Here is a 19833-nt window from a genome sequence, read left to right as displayed (position 1 = left end):
ACTCCGAATTGATGCGCGGATCAGGCCGCCGATTGCAGTACCGAGGCGTCCTCGCGCGACAGCAAGCGTGCAAGATCGATGATGACGACGAAGCCGTGTTCACGGCGAACGACGCCGGCGATATAGTCCGAGCGCCAGCGCACGCCGATATCGGGCGCCGCCTCAATCTGCTCGCGCCGGAACGGCGTGACCTCGAAGACCCGGTCGGCGACGAGGCCGAGGGTCAGAAGCCGGCTTTCCATTGGCACGTCGAGGACGAGCACCCGCGTATGCGGCGTCGGCACGGTCTTCGTCATGCCGAGCTTCAAGCGAAGATCGATCGTCGGCACGCCCTGCCCGCGCACGTCGCGCAGACCGAGCAAATAGTCAGGACCATTCGGAATCTTGAAGGCCTCCGCATAGTCGAGGATTTCCCGCACCACCTCAACCGGCACGGCGAAGATCTCCTCGCCGAGGCTGAAGGTCACGAATTGCGCTTCCAGGGAGGTCGTGGCCATGATCATGCGCTTTCCTTGAATTCGGCGTCCCCATCATCGGGACCGCCCATGGAGAGATCGAGAGCGAAGCCTTTCGCCCGCGCCTGCTGACCGGCGACGCTGTTGGCGGCTGGTTTTTTGGCCCCCGGCTTGCGGGCGGTGGCCGGAGCCGGACTGCGCACCGTCATCCTGGCAGCTGGCGTGCGGTCACGGCGGCCGCCCGCCATATCGACCTTGAAGAAGGCGATCGACGTCTGCAATTCCTCGGCCTGGGAGGCGAGCTCTTCCGAGGTTGCCGACATCTGCTCGGAGGCGCCGGCATTCTGCTGCGTCACCTTGTCGAGCTGCTGGATCGCTTCGTTGATCTGCGAGGCGCCGATATCCTGTTCGCGGCAGGCCGCACTGATCTCGGACACGAGTTCCGCCGTCTTGCGGATGTCGGGCACCAGGCGGCCGAGCATGTCGCCCGCTTCCTGGGCGGCTTTGACAGTATCACCGGACATCGCGCCGATTTCGGCGGCAGCCGACTGGCTGCGTTCAGCAAGCTTGCGCACCTCCGAAGCGACGACCGCAAAACCCTTACCGTGCTCACCGGCACGAGCGGCTTCAACGGCGGCGTTGAGAGCCAGCAGATCGGTCTGGCGGGCGATTTCCTGGACGATGCCGATCTTCTGGGCAATCGTACGCATGGCATCGACAGCGCGGGAGACAGCCTCTCCGCTGGCTTCCGCATCCTTGGCCGACTGACGAGCGATCTTTTCTGTCTGCGCGGCATTGTCGGCGTTCTGCTTGATGTTCGACGCCATTTCCTCCATCGAGGCGGAAGCCTCTTCGGCGGAAGCCGCCTGTTCGGTGGCGCCCTGCGATACCTGTTCCGAGCTTGCCGAAAGCTCCTGGCTGCCGGAGGAGACGTTCTCGGCAGCTGAGATCGCATCGGCGACGACGCCGCGCAGGCGCTCGACCATCTGTTCCAGCGCGATGCCGAGCATATCCTTCTCCGAAAGGGGCTTCGGAGAAACCGTCAGGTCGCCGTTCGAGATCTGATTGGCGATCGTTGCGGTAGTGCGCAGGTTCGCCGTCATCCGGCTCATCGAATGGACGAGATCGCGGATTTCGTCGTTGCTCTTGTGCTCGATGTTCTGTTCGAGGTCGCCGATGCTGACGGCATCGGCAAGGTTGACGGCGCGCTTCAGGCCCCGCGAAATGTTGAGCAGGATCCAGATCGCTGCTGCCGACGAGACGATGATCAGGCCGATCGTCATCATGACCAGCAGATTGCGCGAGTGCGCATACTGATCGTTGGTGGCGGCGTCGGTTTCGGCGACATTGCCGGTCACCGTGTCGTTCAGCTTGGTGAGGATGCCGAGAAGCTGGGTCGTCACCTGCTGGCCTTCGCCCATCGAGATGACGCCGGCCTGAGTGTTGGACTCCGTCGTGTTCTGCGTGGCGAGACCGGCGACGCGATCCTGCAGCGCTGTCCACTTGCCGTAGAGGTCGCCGAACTGGCTCATGCCATTCCTGATATCAGGGTCTTCCGAAGCAGCGAGGCGAGCCTGCAATGTCTTGATCTGCTCGCGCTGCTGCGAGATCTCATCGACATAACCGGTGATCTTGGTCGGATCGGTGTTGATGATCGCATCCTTTTCGGCGCGGATCGAGCGCATCACGGCGTCGGAGAGATCGCCGGAATCGCGCAGATTGGCGACCGGACCGGCAACCATGATCGAGATCTCGCTGTTCAGCGACGAGAGATTATAGATCGAAAGACCGGCCATCGCACAGGTCAGGAGAACGATGAAACCGAACACTAGGCTCAGTTTTAATTTGATTGTGAAGCGCATTTCAGAACCCCCGTTAGTACCGCGGCGGATATTCCGCCAGATCGCACATCGTGCCGTCGTAAAAACGCTTCATGCGTCACCGGCGGAGCCGGCATGACCAGGTGCGTCCATGCACCGGTTCAATCGAGGGCCGCTATCCACCGCGGCCCCCCGCTTCTGCATCGGAAAAGCCCTATGCGCTTTCACGGAACTCGTCATCGGTCGTATCGGGACCGCCCATCGACATATCGAGGGCAAAGCCCTTCACGCGGGCCTGCTGGCCGGCGACCGTATTGGCAGGCGCCTTGCCAGCCGGTTTGCGCGGTGCGGCCGGAGCCCGGTTGCGAACGGTGAGTTTTGTAGCCGGTGCGCGCTCGCGGCGCCCGCCTGCCATGTCGACTCTGAAGAAAGCAATCGACATCTGCAGCTCTTCAGCCTGGGAGGCGAGTTCCTCCGAGGTTGCCGACATCTGCTCGGAGGCTCCGGCATTCTGCTGCGTCACCTTGTCAAGCTGCTGGATAGCTTCGTTGATCTGGGCCGCCCCGATATCCTGTTCGCGGCAGGCAGCACTGATCTCGGAAACGAGTTCCGCCGTCTTGCGGATGTCGGGCACCAGGCGGCCGAGCATTTCGCCCGCTTCCTGGGCCGCGGTCACCGTATCGCTCGACATTGAGCTTATCTCGGCGGCGGCCGACTGACTGCGTTCAGCAAGCTTGCGCACTTCGGATGCAACGACTGCGAAACCCTTACCGTGCTCACCGGCACGAGCGGCTTCAACGGCGGCGTTGAGGGCGAGAAGGTCGGTCTGGCGGGCGATTTCCTGGACGATGCCGATCTTCTGGGCAATCGTACGCATGGCGTCGACAGCGCGGGAGACAGCCTCGCCACTGGCTTCCGCATCCCTGGCCGACTGACGGGCGATCTTTTCCGTCTGCGCGGCATTGTCGGCGTTCTGCTTGATGTTCGACGCCATTTCCTCCATCGAGGCGGACGCCTCTTCGGCGGAAGCCGCCTGTTCGGTGGCGCCCTGCGACACCTGCTCGGAGCTTGCCGAAAGTTCCTGGCTGCCGGAAGAGACGTTCTCGGCGGCCGAGATCGCATCGGCGACGACGCCGCGCAGGCGTTCGACCATCTGTTCGAGCGCGATACCGAGTGCATCCTTGTCGGAGAGCGGCTTTGGAGACACCGTCAGGTCGCCGTTCGCGATCTGATCGGCGATGCCGGCGGTGGTCCGCAGGTTGGAGATCATGCTCTGCATCGCGATGCCGAGCGTATCCTTGTCCGAAAGCGGCTTGGCATCGGTGCTGAGGTCGCCCATGGCAATCTGATCGGCGAGTGCTGCCGTGGCGCGCAGATTGGCAGTCATGGCATTGACCGTATTGATGAGATCCTTGATCTCGTCATTGCTCTTGACATCGACCTTCTGGTTGAGGTCCCCGATCGCGACTGCGTTTGCAACAGTCGTAATCTTCCGCAGGCCGTTGTTGATGCCGAGCGTGATCCACAAGGCGGCGCCGAGTGCGACAAGCACGGCGATGCCGGAAGCGGTGGCGAGGATCAGCTTGGTCGAGTTATAAAGTTCGGTATTCGAGTGATCGGTCGCCTGCATGCCCTTGCGCTGGATCTCGGTAAGGGCGGCGATCGCATCGCCCATGTCGTTGGTCATCGCCCGGAGATCACCGAGTGAAAGCGCCAGCGCGCCTGATTTGTCGCCCTTAACATCAAGTTGCTGCAGCTCGGCGGATTTTTCACGGAATTTCTCGCCGACCGTCCGCAGCTTTTCCCAATGGGGCTTGCCTTCCGGCAAGGCGATCGCAAGGCCGCCATCGACGGCGTCGAACATGGCCTGTAGATTCTGATCAGCTTCCTTGTAGAAACCGGCAGCCACGTCGGTATCCGTGGAAAGCAGAGCGTTCTTCTGGGCGCGGATGGCATTGACTTCGGCAACATTGGCGTTCAGCGCAAGTTCAAGGCGGCGCATCGGGCCGGCGATCATATTGCCGCTTGCCTCGTTCAAGGTGCCGAGGCTCAGGCTTCCATAAACCGCGATGCCGATCAGCAGCAGCGTCATGATGCCGAAGGCAAGACCCAGCTTGAGTTTGATGGTGAAACGCATGTGATACCCCTATTTACGGTCAAAACGAATGGATAGAGACACGTCCCATCGGTGGGGCGTCGAGCTTGAAAGTGATGTGTCTGAAAAGGGGGAAAGCGACTACATTCACTTCCCGGCAGCCGGACATCTATCGATCGCAGCGCCAACGCCTACATGCGTTGGGGGATATTCCCACCTCGGGCCACCGGAACAGCCCGAGGGATTATGGCGAAAGCGTTCGGGTGCTTTTGCCAGGGGGAGCGCTTATGCACTTTCCCCAGGGGAGCGCCTATGCGCTCTCCCTAAAGTCGTCGTCGCCGGCGTCTGGACCGCCCATCGACATATCGAGAGCAAAGCCCTTGAGACGCTGCTGCTGAGCCGAAACCGTCTGGCCACGGCCTTGGCCGATAGCCTGCTGCGCGGGCTTGCGGACAGCGGCTGGGGCCTTGATCACCTTGGTCGAAGCTTTTGGCTGCGCCTTGTAGGCACCGGGCCGTGCGCTGCCTGCCGTATCGACCTTGAAGAAGGCGATCGACGTCTGCAGCTCTTCGGCCTGGGAGGCGAGTTCCTCGGAAGTTGCCGACATCTGCTCGGAAGCGCCGGCATTCTGCTGCGTCACCTTGTCGAGCTGCTGGATCGCTTCATTGATCTGCGAGGCGCCGATATCCTGCTCGCGGCAGGCGGCACTGATTTCGGAAACGAGTTCCGCCGTCTTGCGGATGTCGGGCACCAGACGGCCGAGCATGTCGCCGGCATCGGCGGCAGCCTTGACCGTATCGGTCGACATCGCGCTGATTTCGGCGGCAGCCGACTGGCTGCGTTCCGCAAGCTTGCGCACCTCCGAGGCGACGACCGCAAAACCCTTGCCATGTTCGCCGGCACGAGCAGCTTCAACGGCAGCGTTGAGCGCCAAGAGATCGGTCTGGCGGGCGATTTCCTGGACGATGCCGATCTTCTGGGCGATGGTGCGCATCGCGTCCACGGCACGCGTCACCGCTTCCCCGCTCATCTCCGCATCCTTGGCCGACTGGCGAGCGATCTTTTCGGTCTGGGCGGCGTTATCGGCGTTCTGTTTGATGTTGGCGGCCATCTGCTCCATCGAGGCGGAAGCCTCTTCGGCGGAAGCCGCCTGCTCGGTGGCACCCTGCGATACCTGTTCCGAACTCGCCGAAAGCTGCTGGCTGCCGGAAGAGACATTGTCGGCGGCCGACAGTGCGTCGGCAACGACGCCGCGCAGACGTTCGATCATGGTATTGACGTTGCCCAGAAGTTCGCCGATTTCGTCACGGCTGGTGATATCGGCCATCTTCGTCAGATCGCCTTCGGACACTTCCCGAACCACGGCGTTGGCACGGCTAAGGCCCTTGCTGATCGTGCTGGCGATCCAGAATGCGGTAATCGCAGCAACCAGCAGAGCAACAGCTGCCACCGCCATCATCATGGTGCGTGTGGCCGCATACTGCGCGTCGGCATCATCGTCGGCGGCCTTCATGCGCTGCTTTTCAAGTGCCAGGATTTCGCTAAGCGTCGAGTCGATATCGTTGACAGCGGCCCGCGCCGCCGTCACGGAGACGGTATTTGCGCCTTCTGCGTTGCCTGCCTTCACGTAGTCACGAATCTGATCGTCGGCTGCCGTGAAGCTCTTGGAAAGTTCGGCAATACGAGCCCAGCGCGCCTTGCCTTCTTCGGTTGCCAGCGCCAGTACCTGGCCGAAGGCATCTGTGAAGTCCTTGCGGGCCTGATTGCCCTTGGCGATCGCACCTGCGGTTTCGTCGGCAGTGCGGGCAGCGAGCAGGTTCTTCTGCTGGCGGATGGCCTCGAGCTGAGCAATGTTGATTTGCTGGGCGAGGTCGAGACGGGCTGCGGGACCGGCGAGAAGATTGCCAATCGTGTCGTTCAGCGATCCTAGGCTGAAAATGCCGTAGGCAGCGGTGCCCATAAGCATGAGGATGATGAAAGTGAACGCCGTCACCAGTTTTGTCTTGATTGTCAATCGCATCGGTCTAACCCCAGTTTGAACTCAGCCGACATCAGCTGGCGGCTCCCGCCGCGTCGTGCCTCGATGAAAAGATCGCCTGCAGATTGGGGAGAATGATGAATTCTCCGCCCCTCTTCACCAGGCAGTTGATGTAATCGGCGCGCCAGCGCATGCCGACGCTCGGTGGCGCTTCGCTGGCGGATTTTGCAAGCGTCGTCACCTCGTTCACCTTATCGGTCCTGAGGCCGACGAGCGTCGGCTCGCCCTGCAGATCGATCTCGATGACGATGAACCGGCTGTCGATCGTCGCCTCTGCTGCTTCCATCCCGAAGGCGAGACGCAGATCGGCGAGCGGAATGACCTTGCCGCGAAAGTTGATGACGCTGGCGACGAAGGGCTGGCTGCCCGGCACCGCGGTCTCGGGAAGCAGATCCAGGATTTCCTGGACGATGACAGCTTCCAGCGCGAAGGTTTCGCCGTTGAGATCGAAGGTCAGGACCTCGACTTCCTCGGCATAGTTCCAGTGGTTGTCAAATCGTTCGGCTGCTGCTGTTGCACTCATCCTGCTACACGCAATTGCGCCTCCTGTTGCTGACCCGCGGCAACCAGGTGCCCGACGTCGAGAATGAGAGCGACGCTGCCGTCGCCGAGAATGGTCGCGCCCGAGAAGGTCGCGACGTTGTTGTGCAGCTTCGACATCGACTTGATGACCGTCTGGTGGTCGCCGATGATCTGGTCGACGACGAGGCCGACGCGCTCCGTGCCGGTCGAGATGACGACGACCTTCTGATGCACGTCGGGCTTGGTGCCGGTGCGGAAGAGATCGCGCAGGCGCAGGAACGGCACCAGGCTGTCGCGCAGCGAGATAAAGCTGCGGCCGCGCGAGCGCAGATCTTCCTCGAGCGACAGCTCGAGGCATTCCTCGACCGCCGAGAGCGGGATCACGTAGCGGCCGGCGCCGACACGCACCAGCAGGCCATCGATGATGGCGAGCGTCAGCGGGATGCGCAGCGACACTTCCGAACCCTGTCCCGGCACGCTCACGATGTCGATCGCGCCGCGAAGCGCTTCGACCGTCTTCTTGACCACGTCCATGCCGACGCCGCGGCCGGACAGATTGGTGATCGCCGCCGCCGTCGAGAAGCCGGGAGCAAAGATCAATTGCAGCAGCTCGGAGTCGGAAAGCGGCTGGCCGGGCTGGATGAGGCCGGAGGATTCCGCCTTGGCGCGAACGCGTTCGCGATTGATGCCGCGGCCGTCGTCCTTGATCGAGATGATCACCTCGCCGCCGGCTTGACGGGCCGAAAGCGTCACCGTACCGGCTTCGCTCTTGCCGGAGGCAAGCCGGTCAGCCGGCGTTTCGAGGCCGTGATCGATTGAGTTGCGCACCAGATGCACCAGCGGATCGGCCAGACGCTCGATGACGGTTTTGTCGACTTCGGTGCTCTCGCCCTCCGTCACCAGCTCGATCACCTTGCCGGTTTCGCGAGCGAGATCGTGAACGAGGCGGCGGAAACGGGAGAAGAGGGTGGCGACCGGCACCATGCGCAGCACCATCATCGTGTCGCGCAATTCACCGGAGAGACGTTCGATCTCTTCCGAGACGGAGCGCAGTGCGATATCGGTGCTGGCGCTGGCGAGCTGGCTGAGGCGCGATTGCGCGATGACGAGTTCTCCGACGCGGTCCATCAGCTCATCGAGACGTTCGGCCGGAACGCGGACATTCTCGGCCGCCTTCGCCTGGCTGACGGCGGCGGGCACTTCGCGCTTGACCGGAACCGCCTCGACGGGACGGAACTCCGCGACAGTGGTCGGTGAAACGGGGGCCGCCGATGCTGCGGCGACAGGGGCAGGTGCAGCCTTTTCCTCGACCGGAGCGGCGGTTGCCGCTGCCGCGCCGCTGATCTCCTCGACGCTGAGTTCCATGTCGTCGAGTACGAAGATGAAGACGTCGTCGATCGCCGAGCGGTCCTGCTCGCTGGTCAGCGTCACGTCCCAGGAAATGTGGAGTTCCGTTGGAGTGAGCTCGTCGAGCGGCGGAATGGCCGAGCTATTGGCACGCACGGTGCATTCGCCGAGATCACGCAGCTCGTCCAGCAGGCCGAGCGGATTGGTGCCGTTGGCCATCGAATTGGCGGGCAGGCTGAAGCGGACGCGCCAGCTGTTCTTCTTCTTCTTCGCCGCTGCGTCGCGCACGGCTGCGGGTACGGGAACAGCGGCAGGCGCCGCTTCCTTGCCGCCGACAGCAGCTTGCAGCTGCGCCAAAAGCTTATGCCCGGTATCGCCGTGATCGGCGTCCGGCTGGTCGACGAGGGCACGCATATGGTCCTGGGCAGCGAGAACGGCGGCGACCAGTTCGCTGGTCGCCGCAACCTCGCCCTTGCGGACACGGTCGAAGGCCGTTTCGCAATGATGGGTGAAGGCGGCGAGCGCCTCGAAACCGAACATCGCGCCGGAGCCCTTGAGCGTGTGGAGCCCGCGGAACACGGCGTCGACGAGATCCTTGTTGTCGAGCTGGTGGGTTAGGTCTAGAAGGCCGGCCTCGATCGCTTCGAGGCATTCGGCGGCTTCGGTGCGGAATACGGCAACCGGATCGAGCGTACTCATCGTCCGAGAACCTTCTTCACGATCTTCACCAGGCTTTCCGGGTCGAACGGCTTGGTCAGCCAGCCCGTCGCACCCGCGGCCTTGGCACGCGCCTTGAGATCGGCGTCCGATTCCGTCGTCAGGAAGATGATCGGAACACCGGCCTGCGCCGGCAGCTTGCGCAGTTCCTCGATCATCGTCAGCCCGTCCATGACAGGCATGTTGAGATCGGTCACGATCAGATCGAAGCTGCTGCCCTTGGCCGTCGCGAGGCCTTCTGCCCCGTTGACCGCCTCGGTGACGCTATAGCCGGCATTGGTCAGCGTGACCTTGGTGGTCAGACGGATGCTGGCGGAATCGTCGACAGTCAGGATATTTGCACTCATAACGTCACCTCTTTATGCAACCAGAATTTTGCATCTTCATGATCGAAGGATTCGATGAAACCTGCGCGCTCAAGTACCTTCAGGACCGAGCCGCTGGCCGGCGAAGAAAGCTTGAACGTCTTTCCCTTGGCCTTTGCTTGGCGGCGCGAGGATTCGATGAGTTGAACGAAACTCAGATCCGCTTCCGCGCCTTCGGGAATGCTGATGATGATTGTCTCATTGCTGCGAAATTCATCAGTAAACTTTGAATATAGTTCGGACACGTTACGAATACTGAGGACATCTGGCAAATTTATAGATTCGTAATATTGTTTATGAGTATCCAATGCAGCCTCCTGGGCCAGAAAAATACTTGATGACCCTAAAAGGACTCTCACGACAGCGTTAATGCAGAGTAAACAGCGGTTGTAGGAAACTGCCGTATAGCGCGTTCCGCGACTCCCAATTCTCATCCGAGATAAGTTGTATTTTTTCCTCAAAATTTAGAAATAAATAAAATAAAAACAGTATGTTGAATTACGCCGCGCCACCGTGACCCTTTCACCGGCACCCCATCGACATCTTTCGTTAATCACAACGCTGGCGAGTCCCGGCGCGTTTACCGGACGTTTCCATCCTGCTCGTAAAAATAGAGTCGAATTGCCTGTATTTTGAGAAAAGGTATAAAATTGGCATACGCTCTGGCACCATCGAACGCTGTAGCCTACACGTCAGGGCGGGACATCAGCCAGACCCTGGAATCTGCTCGTAGCGAGGTCGAGGAACGTTTCCTCGAAGGCGGCACCGTGTTGCTGTCGGTGATGGATGTCCTCAACCGTCTGTTGAACTCGCTCGAGAGTGTCACCACGGCGCTCGATAACAAGGAGGCGAGCGACACCAGCGCCGATCTCCGCGCCACGGTGGAGAGCCTGATGGCGCTGCCCGTCACCGAGGAAAACCGGCAGGAGGCGCTGGTCTCGCTGGCGCATACCGGCAGGGAACTGCGCAAGCACGTCGCCGACATGCAGGAGACGATGCGTTATCTGAGAACCTTCGCGGTCACCGTGAAGATCACCGGTGCCGGCCTTGCCGAATTCGCCGGCTTCGCCCAGGAGATCCTGGAGCGCATCTATTCCGGCACCGATGAGGTCAATCGTTTCGCCACGCACCTCGACAGTCTCGACAAGGAGGTCAAGCTCGCCGCCTCCTTTGGCGCCGGTGTTTCCAAGAGCTATGCCGATACTGTTCCGGCCGTCGCCGGAGCCCTGCGCGATGATGCCGCCAAGATCGCCGGACACCGCAAGGATCTCGGCGTCATCGCCCGCGAGGTCGGCGCAATTGCTCGCGCCGTCCAGGGCAAGGTCGCCTCGACGCTGTCCGCCCTGCAGATCGGCGATATCACCCGCCAGCGCATCGAGCATGTGCAGGCTACCTTTTCGCTGCTTGAAGATTTCTTTGCCGGCGAAGATGGCGCCAGACTCGACGCCGGCGCGCGCCAGCGCCTCCAGAACGTCATTCACCATCTGACAGCGGCGCAGATGAGCGACATGTGCGCAAATTTCCAGCGGGAGTCTGAAAACGTCGTCAAGACTATCGCGAGTTTCGACCACGACATGCGGGAGATTCTCAAGCTGCGCGATCAGATGAGCGGTCAGAGTGGCGAGGCCGGCGGCAACTTCATGCGCGCGCTGGAATCCAGCGTTTCGGCCGCCCATGAAATCGTCAAGCAGGTCGATACGGCAAGCCGCCAGGCCGACCAGGTGAGCCAGTCGACGATCGGTACGGCAGCCAAGCTCTCCGAAGCGATCGGCAACATCCGCGCCGTCAAGACCGACATTCACTATATGGCGTTGAATACCAACCTGCGCTGCAGCCGGCTCGGCGAGGAAGGCAGGTCGATCAACGTCGTCACCGCCGAGTTGCGTATCTTCGCCGGCAAGCTCGACGATTCCGCCGACGCCATCGTCAACGGCCTGCCGGCGCTCGAAGCTGCGGCCGGGCGCGTCGCCCCCGCCACGGATGCCGGAGCCGGCAACCTCGGAGAAAGCCTGACGTCGGCCGTCGGCAACATCCGCTCTGCAGCCAACGTGATGGAAAACGAGCTGAAGGTGCTCGCCGAGAATGGTCGCGAGGTCGCCACCAAGATCAGCCTGCTGATCGGCAAGCTCGATTTCCAGCATAATCTGGGGGAAGTCCTTGCCGGCTGCGCCGAGATGCTCGAAGGCGTCGTCGGCACCGATGTCGCCGATATCTCCGATCTCGCAGAGACGATCGCACCGCTCGACCGCAAGATCTTCAAACACTATACGATGGTCCAGGAGCGCAGCATTCATCGCGGCATCATTCCGGCGAGCGAGGACAGCACCTCCGCTCCCGCCGAAACCGCCAAAGCCGAAAACGATGAAGACCTCTTCGCCGATGCGCTTTTTTAGGTTGGACCGCTACAGTGCCGCACGTCTTTTCAGACGCGCGAAGGATGCTGTAGCCGCATGATGCCTAAATCGATTCAGATTTAAGGGACTATGCAGGAGCCCGTCCGCCTCGTCGGCCGGGTCGCCAAGCGGCCGCTATCGCCGCCGAAACTTGTTGGCGGCGTCGATCGCCGCCTTCTGCTGGGTGTCCTCGATGCCGAGGTAGAAATCCTCGAGCGCCGGATCGGCGAGCCCGGCCCGGCGCGACAGCACGTACCACTTCGCCGCCTCGATCGGATTGGGCGCCGTGCCGATCGCGTTGATATAGAGATGGGCGAGCTTGTTCTGCGCGGCGACATTGCCGCCATTGGCGGCAAGTTTCAGCCATTCGAAGCCCTTGACGTAATCCTTTGGCCCGCCGACGCCGTTGACGAACCAGATACCGAGATCGAGCTGGGCCGTGTCGAAGCCGGCGCGCGCGGCGCGTACCATCCATTCGCGGGCGAGCTTCTTCTTTTCTTCCGGCAGGTCCTTCAGCGTCGCATAGATCTGCGCCACGGCGTATTGCGAATCGGCAATGCCCTGCTCGGCCGATTTCTCATAGAATGGCAGCGCCAGCTTCAGTCCCTTTTCGCCGGGATTGTCGGCGATGAGAAGCTGTGCCCAGTTGAATTCCGCCGAAGGATTGCCCGCCTCGGCCGCCTTGTGCATGTAGTCGTCGGCCTTGACCTTGTCACGCGGCACGCCCTCGCCTTCCATCAGGATCAGCGCATATTTGAACATCGCCGCCGCGTCGCCGCCTTCGGCCGCCTTGCCGTACCAAAAGGCAGCGTTCTTCACGTCCTTCTTGACGCCGAGGCCCTGCGAGAGGATTTCGCCGATCAGCGTCTGCGCCGCCGGATCGCCGAGCTGGGCGCGCGGCAGCGCCTTGTCCATTGCCGTCAGGTAATAACCGCGCTGGAAGGCGCCGTAAGCCTCGTCGATCGGCCCCTTGTAATCCTTCTCCGGCGGCAGGTCCGGCAGCTTCGCGCCCATGCGGTCGAATACGCCGACACCATCGGAGGGTTGCACGCCCGGGCTGGAAGGCCGGTCGGTGCGGAAGGTCGAAGCCGGTCCCGTACCCGGCTGACTGATGACGCTGTCCGGCACCTGCGCCATGGCAACATTCGGCCCGGCCGCAAGGAAGGCGGCCATACCGGCGAGGAAATATTTCAAAAGACGGGCGGGCGGGATCGGCATGAGCGCGATTTCAATCCTCAAACCGTGGCGCTTTTTCGTCAAGCAACGCATTGATCTCGGCAACGATAGCCGGCGCCCGGGCGGGCTCGGCGAAAACCGCCAGCCGCATCGCCACGAACTCCGCTCCGGTCTCGGCGACGGCGAGCGCCGAGGCTGGATCGGTGCCGCCCATGACGATGCAGGGGATCTCGATCATCGAGGCCCACCATTCGCCGAGCGCCAGGTTCTTCGGATGCGCCTCCGGCTTGATGTCCCCGTCGAGCTTGCCGAAGAAGATATAGTCCGGCCTGACTTCGCCGATCTCCAGCGCATGGTGCCGGTCAGCTGCGTTGCCGCCGCCGACGATCAGCTTCGGCGCATGTTTGTCGATCGCCTCCGAAAGGGCCTCAGCATTGCCGGAAAGGTGCAGGCCGTCGGCCTTCGCCCGGCCTGCGACACGGCTGTCACCCGCAATCAGCGCGGCGGCGCCAGCGTCCTGGATCAGCGGCACCAGCTTTTCGGCATGTTTCTGGAAGGTGCCGTCGTCAAGCCCATATTGCGGCACGATCACCGAAGCGACATCGCCGCCCTTCAGCGCGTCGGCGACGATCTTTGCCTGTTCATCGGCATCGGCGATATCGGCTACGATGAGCACAAGGCGGCAGCGGTTTTCCGGTTCGGTCATGGGGTCTTTCCGTTTCCTGCGAATTCCCCTTCGAAATGAGGGATCCGCACTCGTTTTGTGTGAGTAGTTCCGTTAGACGAGGCTTGCAAGAGGAGGACGTCGAAAGCATGCCGCAGGATTTGTCATTCTACTACGCCGCCGTGCCCGCCGTTCTGCTGGTGGGCCTCGCAAAAGGCGGCATGGGCGACGCTTTGTCGCTGATCGGCTTGCCCTTTCTCGCCCTCGTCGTCTCGCCGGTCGAGGCGGCCGCCATCCTGCTGCCGATCCTGGTCTTCATGGACATGATTTCGCTTGTCATCTGGCGCAAGCATGGCGACTGGGCGACGCTGAAGATCATGCTGCCAGGCGCCTTCATCGGCATTGCGCTGGGCTGGGCGACCTCGGCGCTGGTTCCGGGCAACATGCTGCGTATCGTCATCGGCGCGGTGACCATCCTCTTCTGCCTGCGCTATTTCTGGAGCAATTTCGGCCCGGGCGCCGGCAAGGTGGTGCCGCCGCGCAGCCAACGGCCGGTGGCCGCCAACCTCTGGGGCACATTTTCCGGTTACGGCAGCTTCGTCGCCCATGCCGGCGGCGCGCCCTTCCAGATCTATGCCCTGCCGCTCAAATTACAGCCACGTGAATATACCGGCACCAGCGTGCGCTTCTTCGCAATCCTCAACGCCATCAAGCTGATCCCCTATTTCGCGCTCGGTCAGCTCGGCACCCAGAACCTTGCGACCTCCGCAACGCTTCTGCCCTTCGCCCCGCTCGCCACCATCGCCGGCGCCTGGTGCGTGCGCCGCATGAAGCCACAGATCTTCTATCCCTTCATGTATGCAATGGCGCTGATCGCCGCCTTCCTGATCGTGCGCGAGGGCCTTGGCTGGTAAGAGGTCCTACAGCGCCGCGCGTCTCTTCAGGCGCGCAAAGGACGCTGCAGCACTTTGAATTGCTGCATGATTCCTTAGATCGATCTCGATTTAAGGAATTTTGCGGCAACACGCTGCAATGCACAATTTCCTTGCTGGTGCCGCCGGTTTGACGTAGCGTTCTCGCCATGTCGAACACGGACCCTTTCTCTGCGATTGCCGATCCGAACCGGCGGTTTCTGCTGGAGGAATTGCGTCGCGCGCCACGGACGGTCAACGAGCTCGCCGAAGGCCTGCCGATCAGCCGTCCTGCTGTTTCGCAGCACCTGAAGGCGCTTCTCGACAGCAATCTCGTTTCCGTGACCTCGGAAGGCACCAAACGCATCTATGCAGTCAATAACCGTGGCTTCGACAAGCTCAATTTGTGGCTGGATCAGTTCTGGGCCTGATGCATGTTCCCGTAAGATCTGGGGATACGATGCGAATCATAAGGATGCGATGTGAGACGTGACAGACGCAAAAGCGCCAGCCACGATGCCGGATGCATCGGACTGGCGCAAATATGGTGTCAAATCACCGGTTCTTGCAAATTTTTGGTGGAATGGATGGATTTACCTTGTTGCGCAAGATGATCGCCCGGCGACCCTTGGGAAGATTAGTGGACGGATGACTTAAGACGCTGAATCTCGTCCTTGATGCGCAGCTTGCGGCGCTTGCATTCGGCAAGTTCCGTATCGGAAATAGAGGGAGATGTTCTGAGCGCGTGCAACTCCTCCTCGAGAGCGACATGCTTTTTCTGGAGTGACTCAAGATGAGCTTGAACAGTCATATGACCCTTCCTTCCTCTTACCCTCCCCGGCCAACATCGTCGGGGATCAAGGTGTCAACGGGCGGGACTGTGACATATTTTTGACGGCTTGTCGAAGGCCAAAAGATGAAGACTGCATGGCAATTTCATGATCAAGACTAACTAGCCGTTACCTGTATTTGGTGATAGGAGCTTGCGGAAATCATCGCCAGATCGGACAAGGTCCAAGGACGATAAACGGGGAATGTATATGGCCGATCAGGAACAGGCGGAAATCAGGCTCATAGTGGCGCGCCTGCGCCAGGAGCACGAGGATTTCGACGCCGCGATCAACGCCATGATTCAGACCGGATGCGATGCTCTGCGAATCCAGCGCATGAAAAAGAAGAAGCTCGTTATCAAGGACAGGCTCTCCAAGCTGGAAGATCAGATCATCCCTGACATCATCGCCTGAGAGGGAATAGCAGCAACGATGACAGACAGACCACCCGTCGCCATCATCATGGGCAGCCAGTCCGACTGGGAGACCATGAAAAACGCCGCCGACACGCTGGAGGCGCTGGAAATTCCCTATGACGCGCGCATCATTTCGGCGCACCGCACAGTCGACCGGCTGGTCAATTTCGCCAAGGGCGCACGTGCGGAGGGCTTCAAGGTCATCATCGCCGGCGCCGGCGGCGCCGCCCACCTGCCGGGCATGACCGCCGCAATGACGCCGCTGCCGGTCTTCGGCGTGCCGGTCCAATCAAAAGCTCTGTCCGGCCAGGACAGCCTCCTTTCCATCGTGCAGATGCCGGCCGGTATTCCCGTCGGCACGCTCGCCATCGGCAAGGCCGGCGCAGTCAACGCCGCCCTTCTCGCCGCCGCCGTGCTTGCCCTTTCCGACGAAGAAATCGCCGACCGGCTCGACGAATGGCGCGAGCGCCAGAGTGCTGCCGTCGCCGAATACCCGATGGACGATCTATGACGGCGAGAACGATCGGCATTATCGGCGGCGGCCAGCTCGGCCGCATGCTGGCCATTGCCGCCGCCAGGTTGAATTTTCGCACGGTCATCCTCGAGCCGCAGGCGGACTGTCCGGCCGCCCAGCTCGCCAACCGGCAGATTACCGCCGCCTATGACGATCCCTTGGCACTGGCCGAACTCGCCGATATCTGCGACGTCGTCACCTACGAGTTCGAGAACGTGCCCGTCGCAGCCGCCGAAACGCTCTCGGCGAGCGTGTCCGTCTATCCGCCGCCGAAGGCGCTGGAAGCCGCCCAGGACCGTCTCGTCGAAAAACGCTTTCTCAATGGGTGCGGCATAACCACTGCCCGCTTCCATGCGATCGACAGCCAGGCCGATCTCGAGACGGCACTGAATGATTTCGGCGGCCAGGGCGTGCTGAAGACCCGCCGTCTCGGTTATGACGGCAAGGGCCAGAAGGTTTTCCGCTCGGCCGCAGACAGTCCGGATGGCGCCTATGCAGCACTTGGCGGCGTGCCGCTCATCCTCGAAAGCTTCGTGGCCTTCGAGCGTGAGGTCTCGATCATCGCCGCCCGCGCCCCCGACGGTACGGTCGTCTGCTTCGATCCCGCCGAGAATGTCCACCGCAACGGCATTCTCCACACCTCGACGGTTCCCGCTGCGATCTCGGCGCCGGCAGCGGACGCCGCGCGGCAATCGGCCGAGAAAATCCTTGCTGCATTGAACTATGTCGGCGTCATCGGCATCGAATTCTTCGTACTTGCCGATGGCGGACTGATCGCCAACGAGATGGCGCCGCGTGTCCACAACTCCGGTCACTGGACGGAAGCCGCCTGCGTCGTCAGCCAGTTCGAGCAGCATATCCGCGCCGTTGCCGGCCTGCCGCTCGGCAATGCCGAGCGCCATTCCGACTGCGTCATGCAGAACCTGATCGGCGATGATATCCTTGCCGTTCCCGACTGGCTGCGGCGCCCCGATACGCTGGTTCATCTCTATGGCAAGACCGAGTGGCGCCCCGGCCGCAAGATGGGCCATGTCACCACCCTGACGCCGAAATCGCCGGTTTTGGCCTGAGAAAACACCCCTGCGCCTTGGGAAAAACACCTTCATGTGGTTGACACGGAAAAGGTGACGGGGTATCTGCTCCCCACCTAAACAGCGCGCCCGATGGCGCGCTTTTGATTGTTAAAGATACGGGCGAATGTGAATTCCCCCATAGAGATCGCGGATCAGAAAAATGAAGATCAAGAATTCGCTCAAGTCGCTCAAGGCTCGTCACCGTGACAACCGTCTGGTTCGCCGCAAGGGCCGCATGTACATCATCAACAAGCTGAACCCGCGCTTCAAGGCTCGTCAGGGCTGATTTCGCGCGTCGGATCGCCCTGCGTATGAGTTTGCGCGGGCATATATATCCGGTGGGTCGCTGCGGTGATCACGTCAAATTTGTTTGATCTTCGGCGCTGGCGGGCTAATATGTCCGCCATGCGCTTTTTTGCTTTGACATCAGCGGCGCTGCCGCTCGCTCTCATCCTGTTCGCCTCCACCTTTCCGGCTACCGCCGCGGAGCAGCCGGCCGCCACGGCGAAAAAGGACGTCATCGTCGAGCAGACGGATGCCAACAATTCGCCGAAGCAGCACCTCGACCAGCTCTTCAGCCAATTGAAGCGTGAACGCGATCCCGAAAAGGCCAGCGGCATCGCCAATGAAATCCGCATGGAATGGAACGATTCCGGTAGCGCCACCGTCAATCTGCTGATGCAGTGGGCCGACAAGGCGATCGAGGAAAAGCGCAATCCCGCGGCCCTCGATTTCCTCGATGAGGCGATCGCGCTGAAGCCCGATTATGCCGAAAGCTGGAACCGCCGCGCCACGCTGAATTTCGTCATGGGAAATTATCGCAAGTCGATGTCCGATATCGAACGTGTGCTCGATCTCGAGCCGCGCCATTTCGGCGCTCTCTCCGGCATGGCGGCGATCCTCAGCAATTCCGGCAACGACCAGCTGACCTTGAAGGCGTGGGAGCGTTTTCTCGATATCTATCCCGCCGAACGCACCGCCCAGGAACAGGCCAACACGCTTGCGGAAAAACTTGCCGGCAACCGCATCTGATTCCCGGTCAGCGATCTTGACGTCGGATCACGCTGCACAATTTTAGAATAGAGAGGGAACGATGTGGCGGTTGTCCGCCGCAGGACGTCCCGCAATTATCGCTCGTTGAGATCATGCTTGCAGAAGTTTCCGCTCTTCTCGCCCCGCTCGCCGCAGCCATCGGTTATTCCACTTATAAGGCGCGGCAATTCGAACACGCCTATCCGAATATTGGCGAACTGACGGATGTCGGCGGTTACTGCATGAATGCCGTCCACGTCGCGCGTCCCGAAAATGCGGATCTGCCGGCGCTGGTCTTCATTCACGGCGCCAGCGGCAATCTGCTCGATCAGGTCGTTGCCTTCCGCGCCGCACTCGAAGGCCGGGCGGAAATGCTCTTCGTCGATCGCCCCGGTCATGGCTATTCCGAACGCGGCGGCCCTGAGAACGCCTTCCCCTCCGGCCAGGCCGATGCGATCGCCAGACTGATGGAGAAGCGCGGCATCGAGAAGGCGATCATCATCGGCCATTCCTTCGGCGGCGCGATCACCGCCGCCTTTGGCCTGCGCCATCCTGACAAGACTGCCGGCCTGCTCTTCCTCGCGCCCGCCACCCATCCCTGGCCGGGCGGCATCGACTGGTACTATCATGTGGCGACCGTGCCGATCGTCGGTTGGCTCTTCAACCATGCGATCGTCGTGCCGCTTGGGCTCAGCCGGCTGGAGCGCGGCACGCTGAATGTCTTCCGTCCCAATCCTCGCCCGGCCGACTACATCGAAAAAACAGGTCCGTCGCTGGTGCTGCGTCCCAGCGCCTTCCACAACAATGCCGCCGATTTCAAAAGACTGCTCGCCTATGTGAAGGAGCAGTCGCTGCTTTATTCGCAGATCACCGCGCCGACCGTCATCATAACGGGTGACCGCGACGAGATCGTTTGGGAACACCTGCATTCGCGCGGCCTTGCCCGCGATATATCAGGCTCCGAGCTCATTACCGTCAGCGGCGTCGGCCACAAGCCGGATTACCTCGCAACCGATGTCGCCGTCGCCGCCATGGAGAAGATATCAGGTAAGCCGCGCGACCTGCAGGCGATCGCGCGCAAGGCCGAAGAGAGGCTTGCCGCCACCTCACGCGATCGGACGGTCGCAACCGCGCCGTCGCTGGCGCCTGCAGCGCCGCGTGTCTTTTCCGACGCACAAAGGATCCTGTAGCACGTTGAATTGTATAACTATGCGGCCCAGGGCCGCATGTCCTTCGACCGGCGGCCTGACGCCAACCCAGCCGGCGAAGATAAAGCTCATCGTCGATACGCCGCTCGATAACGCCGACACCAACCGGAAACTCGCCGAACTGCTGACGCTTTGGGTTTTGTTTTGACGGATGTCGTTGTCGCAAACCGCTGCATAAGTTTGCATGACATGCTTTAAAGCCAACCCCTTGCATTGCCTCGGGCCCAGGCAGTCCCATATGTTTTTCCATCATGTCC

General features: G+C 61.4%; 20 protein-coding genes and 1 pseudogene. 10 read left to right on the top strand and 11 right to left on the bottom strand.

All coding sequences use genetic code 11. The features are described 5' to 3' along the window. Window positions 1-20 precede the first annotated feature (20 nt). From RWK44_RS25175 to RWK44_RS25140, 8 genes are all read right to left on the bottom strand, one after another. The gene (locus RWK44_RS25175) at window positions 21-503 is read right to left on the bottom strand and encodes a chemotaxis protein CheW (protein ID WP_017962033.1); all 483 of its coding nucleotides are present in this window, start codon (window positions 501-503) and stop codon (window positions 21-23) included. After that, complete coding sequence (locus RWK44_RS25170) at window positions 500-2317, bottom strand: methyl-accepting chemotaxis protein (RefSeq protein ID WP_077979541.1); 1818 nt, start codon at window positions 2315-2317, stop codon at window positions 500-502. The genes RWK44_RS25175 and RWK44_RS25170 overlap by 4 nt, the downstream gene beginning before the upstream one ends. A gap of 172 nt (window positions 2318-2489) precedes the next feature. Beyond that, window positions 2490-4412 carry a HAMP domain-containing methyl-accepting chemotaxis protein gene (locus tag RWK44_RS25165; RefSeq protein WP_316029544.1) on the bottom strand — a complete coding sequence of 641 codons (1923 nt, stop codon included), beginning with the start codon at window positions 4410-4412 and terminating at the stop codon, window positions 2490-2492. A gap of 268 nt (window positions 4413-4680) precedes the next feature. Then, complete coding sequence (locus RWK44_RS25160; RefSeq protein WP_077979539.1) at window positions 4681-6390, bottom strand: methyl-accepting chemotaxis protein; 1710 nt, start codon at window positions 6388-6390, stop codon at window positions 4681-4683. 31 nt (window positions 6391-6421) lie between these two features. After that, a complete protein-coding gene (locus RWK44_RS25155; protein WP_017962036.1) occupies window positions 6422-6931 on the bottom strand; it encodes a chemotaxis protein CheW in 510 nt (169 codons plus the stop codon). Next, window positions 6928-8976, bottom strand: a complete 2049-nt coding sequence (locus tag RWK44_RS25150; RefSeq protein ID WP_316029543.1) for a chemotaxis protein CheA — start codon at window positions 8974-8976, stop codon at window positions 6928-6930. The genes RWK44_RS25155 and RWK44_RS25150 overlap by 4 nt, the downstream gene beginning before the upstream one ends. Beyond that, window positions 8973-9341, bottom strand: a complete 369-nt coding sequence (locus RWK44_RS25145) for a response regulator (RefSeq protein ID WP_003552634.1) — start codon at window positions 9339-9341, stop codon at window positions 8973-8975. The genes RWK44_RS25150 and RWK44_RS25145 overlap by 4 nt, the downstream gene beginning before the upstream one ends. Next, on the bottom strand, window positions 9338-9667 hold the full coding sequence (locus tag RWK44_RS25140; RefSeq protein ID WP_316029542.1) for an STAS domain-containing protein: 330 nt from the start codon (window positions 9665-9667) through the stop codon (window positions 9338-9340). Before RWK44_RS25140 ends, RWK44_RS25145 begins: the two co-directional genes overlap by 4 nt. 342 nt (window positions 9668-10009) lie before the next feature. Between RWK44_RS25140 and RWK44_RS25135 the strand changes: the two genes are divergently transcribed. Beyond that, window positions 10010-11752 (top strand): chemotaxis protein, encoded by a 1743-nt coding sequence (locus RWK44_RS25135; protein WP_316029541.1) that lies wholly within the window; start codon window positions 10010-10012, stop codon window positions 11750-11752. A 135-nt stretch (window positions 11753-11887) separates the two neighbouring features. On the opposite strand, the gene RWK44_RS25130 is transcribed toward RWK44_RS25135, so the two are convergent. Next, the gene (locus tag RWK44_RS25130; protein WP_077979535.1) at window positions 11888-12970 is read right to left on the bottom strand and encodes a tetratricopeptide repeat protein; all 1083 of its coding nucleotides are present in this window, start codon (window positions 12968-12970) and stop codon (window positions 11888-11890) included. A 10-nt stretch (window positions 12971-12980) separates the two neighbouring features. Further along, window positions 12981-13634: a thiamine phosphate synthase gene (locus tag RWK44_RS25125; protein ID WP_003542828.1), complete on the bottom strand. Its 654-nt coding sequence runs from the start codon at window positions 13632-13634 to the stop codon at window positions 12981-12983. A 107-nt stretch (window positions 13635-13741) separates the two neighbouring features. On the opposite strand from RWK44_RS25125, the gene RWK44_RS25120 reads away from it, so the two are divergent. Together RWK44_RS25120 and RWK44_RS25115 are read left to right on the top strand one after the other, a co-directional pair. Continuing rightward, complete coding sequence (locus tag RWK44_RS25120) at window positions 13742-14506, top strand: sulfite exporter TauE/SafE family protein (RefSeq protein ID WP_077979534.1); 765 nt, start codon at window positions 13742-13744, stop codon at window positions 14504-14506. A gap of 167 nt (window positions 14507-14673) precedes the next feature. Then, on the top strand, window positions 14674-14934 hold the full coding sequence (locus RWK44_RS25115) for an ArsR/SmtB family transcription factor (protein ID WP_003552646.1): 261 nt from the start codon (window positions 14674-14676) through the stop codon (window positions 14932-14934). Window positions 14935-15140: 206 nt separating this feature from the next. Here RWK44_RS25115 and RWK44_RS25110 read toward each other — a convergent pair whose 3' ends face one another. After that, complete coding sequence (locus RWK44_RS25110; protein ID WP_003542831.1) at window positions 15141-15314, bottom strand: YdcH family protein; 174 nt, start codon at window positions 15312-15314, stop codon at window positions 15141-15143. 229 nt (window positions 15315-15543) lie between these two features. Here RWK44_RS25110 and RWK44_RS25105 point away from each other — a divergent pair, with 229 nt between their 5' ends. The 7 genes and pseudogenes from RWK44_RS25105 to RWK44_RS25075 all read left to right on the top strand — a co-directional run. Continuing rightward, window positions 15544-15747: a YdcH family protein gene (locus RWK44_RS25105; protein ID WP_003542832.1), complete on the top strand. Its 204-nt coding sequence runs from the start codon at window positions 15544-15546 to the stop codon at window positions 15745-15747. Window positions 15748-15765: 18 nt separating this feature from the next. Further along, window positions 15766-16260 carry a 5-(carboxyamino)imidazole ribonucleotide mutase gene (purE, locus tag RWK44_RS25100; RefSeq protein ID WP_011653459.1) on the top strand — a complete coding sequence of 165 codons (495 nt, stop codon included), beginning with the start codon at window positions 15766-15768 and terminating at the stop codon, window positions 16258-16260. Beyond that, entirely contained in the window at window positions 16257-17333 is a 1077-nt protein-coding gene (locus RWK44_RS25095; protein WP_168284272.1) for a 5-(carboxyamino)imidazole ribonucleotide synthase, read from the top strand. Before purE ends, RWK44_RS25095 begins: the two co-directional genes overlap by 4 nt. 163 nt (window positions 17334-17496) lie before the next feature. Beyond that, window positions 17497-17622 carry a type B 50S ribosomal protein L36 gene (gene ykgO, locus RWK44_RS25090; protein ID WP_003542835.1) on the top strand — a complete coding sequence of 42 codons (126 nt, stop codon included), beginning with the start codon at window positions 17497-17499 and terminating at the stop codon, window positions 17620-17622. 110 nt (window positions 17623-17732) lie between these two features. Then, window positions 17733-18368: a hypothetical protein gene (locus RWK44_RS25085; protein ID WP_168256355.1), complete on the top strand. Its 636-nt coding sequence runs from the start codon at window positions 17733-17735 to the stop codon at window positions 18366-18368. Window positions 18369-18481: 113 nt separating this feature from the next. Continuing rightward, a complete protein-coding gene (locus tag RWK44_RS25080) occupies window positions 18482-19558 on the top strand; it encodes an alpha/beta hydrolase (RefSeq protein ID WP_316029540.1) in 1077 nt (358 codons plus the stop codon). A gap of 27 nt (window positions 19559-19585) precedes the next feature. Then, a pseudogene (locus RWK44_RS25075) lies at window positions 19586-19724 on the top strand (transcriptional regulator); the annotation flags it as partial. Window positions 19725-19833: the final 109 nt, after the last annotated feature.

This window comes from Rhizobium sp. 25PS6 (assembly GCF_032464655.1).
In the GTDB taxonomy this organism is placed as follows: Bacteria; Pseudomonadota; Alphaproteobacteria; order Rhizobiales; family Rhizobiaceae; genus Rhizobium; species Rhizobium laguerreae.
Note: the sequence above shows the minus strand (reverse complement) of the source record. Positions and strands in the feature narration are given on the sequence as shown.

Excerpts from the sequence above, each read along its gene's own strand:
- RWK44_RS25175 (WP_017962033.1), bottom strand. The coding sequence starts at position 503 with ATGATCATGGCCACGACCTCCCTGGAAGCGCAATTCGTGACCTTCAGC.
- RWK44_RS25170 (WP_077979541.1), bottom strand. The coding sequence starts at position 2,317 with ATGCGCTTCACAATCAAATTAAAACTGAGCCTAGTGTTCGGTTTCATC.
- RWK44_RS25165 (WP_316029544.1), bottom strand. The coding sequence starts at position 4,412 with ATGCGTTTCACCATCAAACTCAAGCTGGGTCTTGCCTTCGGCATCATG.
- RWK44_RS25160 (WP_077979539.1), bottom strand. The coding sequence starts at position 6,390 with ATGCGATTGACAATCAAGACAAAACTGGTGACGGCGTTCACTTTCATC.
- RWK44_RS25155 (WP_017962036.1), bottom strand. The coding sequence starts at position 6,931 with ATGAGTGCAACAGCAGCAGCCGAACGATTTGACAACCACTGGAACTAT.
- RWK44_RS25150 (WP_316029543.1), bottom strand. The coding sequence starts at position 8,976 with ATGAGTACGCTCGATCCGGTTGCCGTATTCCGCACCGAAGCCGCCGAA.
- RWK44_RS25145 (WP_003552634.1), bottom strand. The coding sequence starts at position 9,341 with ATGAGTGCAAATATCCTGACTGTCGACGATTCCGCCAGCATCCGTCTG.
- RWK44_RS25130 (WP_077979535.1), bottom strand. The coding sequence starts at position 12,970 with ATGCCGATCCCGCCCGCCCGTCTTTTGAAATATTTCCTCGCCGGTATG.
- RWK44_RS25125 (WP_003542828.1), bottom strand. The coding sequence starts at position 13,634 with ATGACCGAACCGGAAAACCGCTGCCGCCTTGTGCTCATCGTAGCCGAT.
- RWK44_RS25120 (WP_077979534.1), top strand. The coding sequence starts at position 13,742 with ATGCCGCAGGATTTGTCATTCTACTACGCCGCCGTGCCCGCCGTTCTG.
- RWK44_RS25115 (WP_003552646.1), top strand. The coding sequence starts at position 14,674 with ATGTCGAACACGGACCCTTTCTCTGCGATTGCCGATCCGAACCGGCGG.
- RWK44_RS25110 (WP_003542831.1), bottom strand. The coding sequence starts at position 15,314 with ATGACTGTTCAAGCTCATCTTGAGTCACTCCAGAAAAAGCATGTCGCT.
- RWK44_RS25105 (WP_003542832.1), top strand. The coding sequence starts at position 15,544 with ATGGCCGATCAGGAACAGGCGGAAATCAGGCTCATAGTGGCGCGCCTG.
- purE (WP_011653459.1), top strand. The coding sequence starts at position 15,766 with ATGACAGACAGACCACCCGTCGCCATCATCATGGGCAGCCAGTCCGAC.
- RWK44_RS25095 (WP_168284272.1), top strand. The coding sequence starts at position 16,257 with ATGACGGCGAGAACGATCGGCATTATCGGCGGCGGCCAGCTCGGCCGC.
- ykgO (WP_003542835.1), top strand. The coding sequence starts at position 17,497 with ATGAAGATCAAGAATTCGCTCAAGTCGCTCAAGGCTCGTCACCGTGAC.
- RWK44_RS25085 (WP_168256355.1), top strand. The coding sequence starts at position 17,733 with ATGTCCGCCATGCGCTTTTTTGCTTTGACATCAGCGGCGCTGCCGCTC.
- RWK44_RS25080 (WP_316029540.1), top strand. The coding sequence starts at position 18,482 with ATGCTTGCAGAAGTTTCCGCTCTTCTCGCCCCGCTCGCCGCAGCCATC.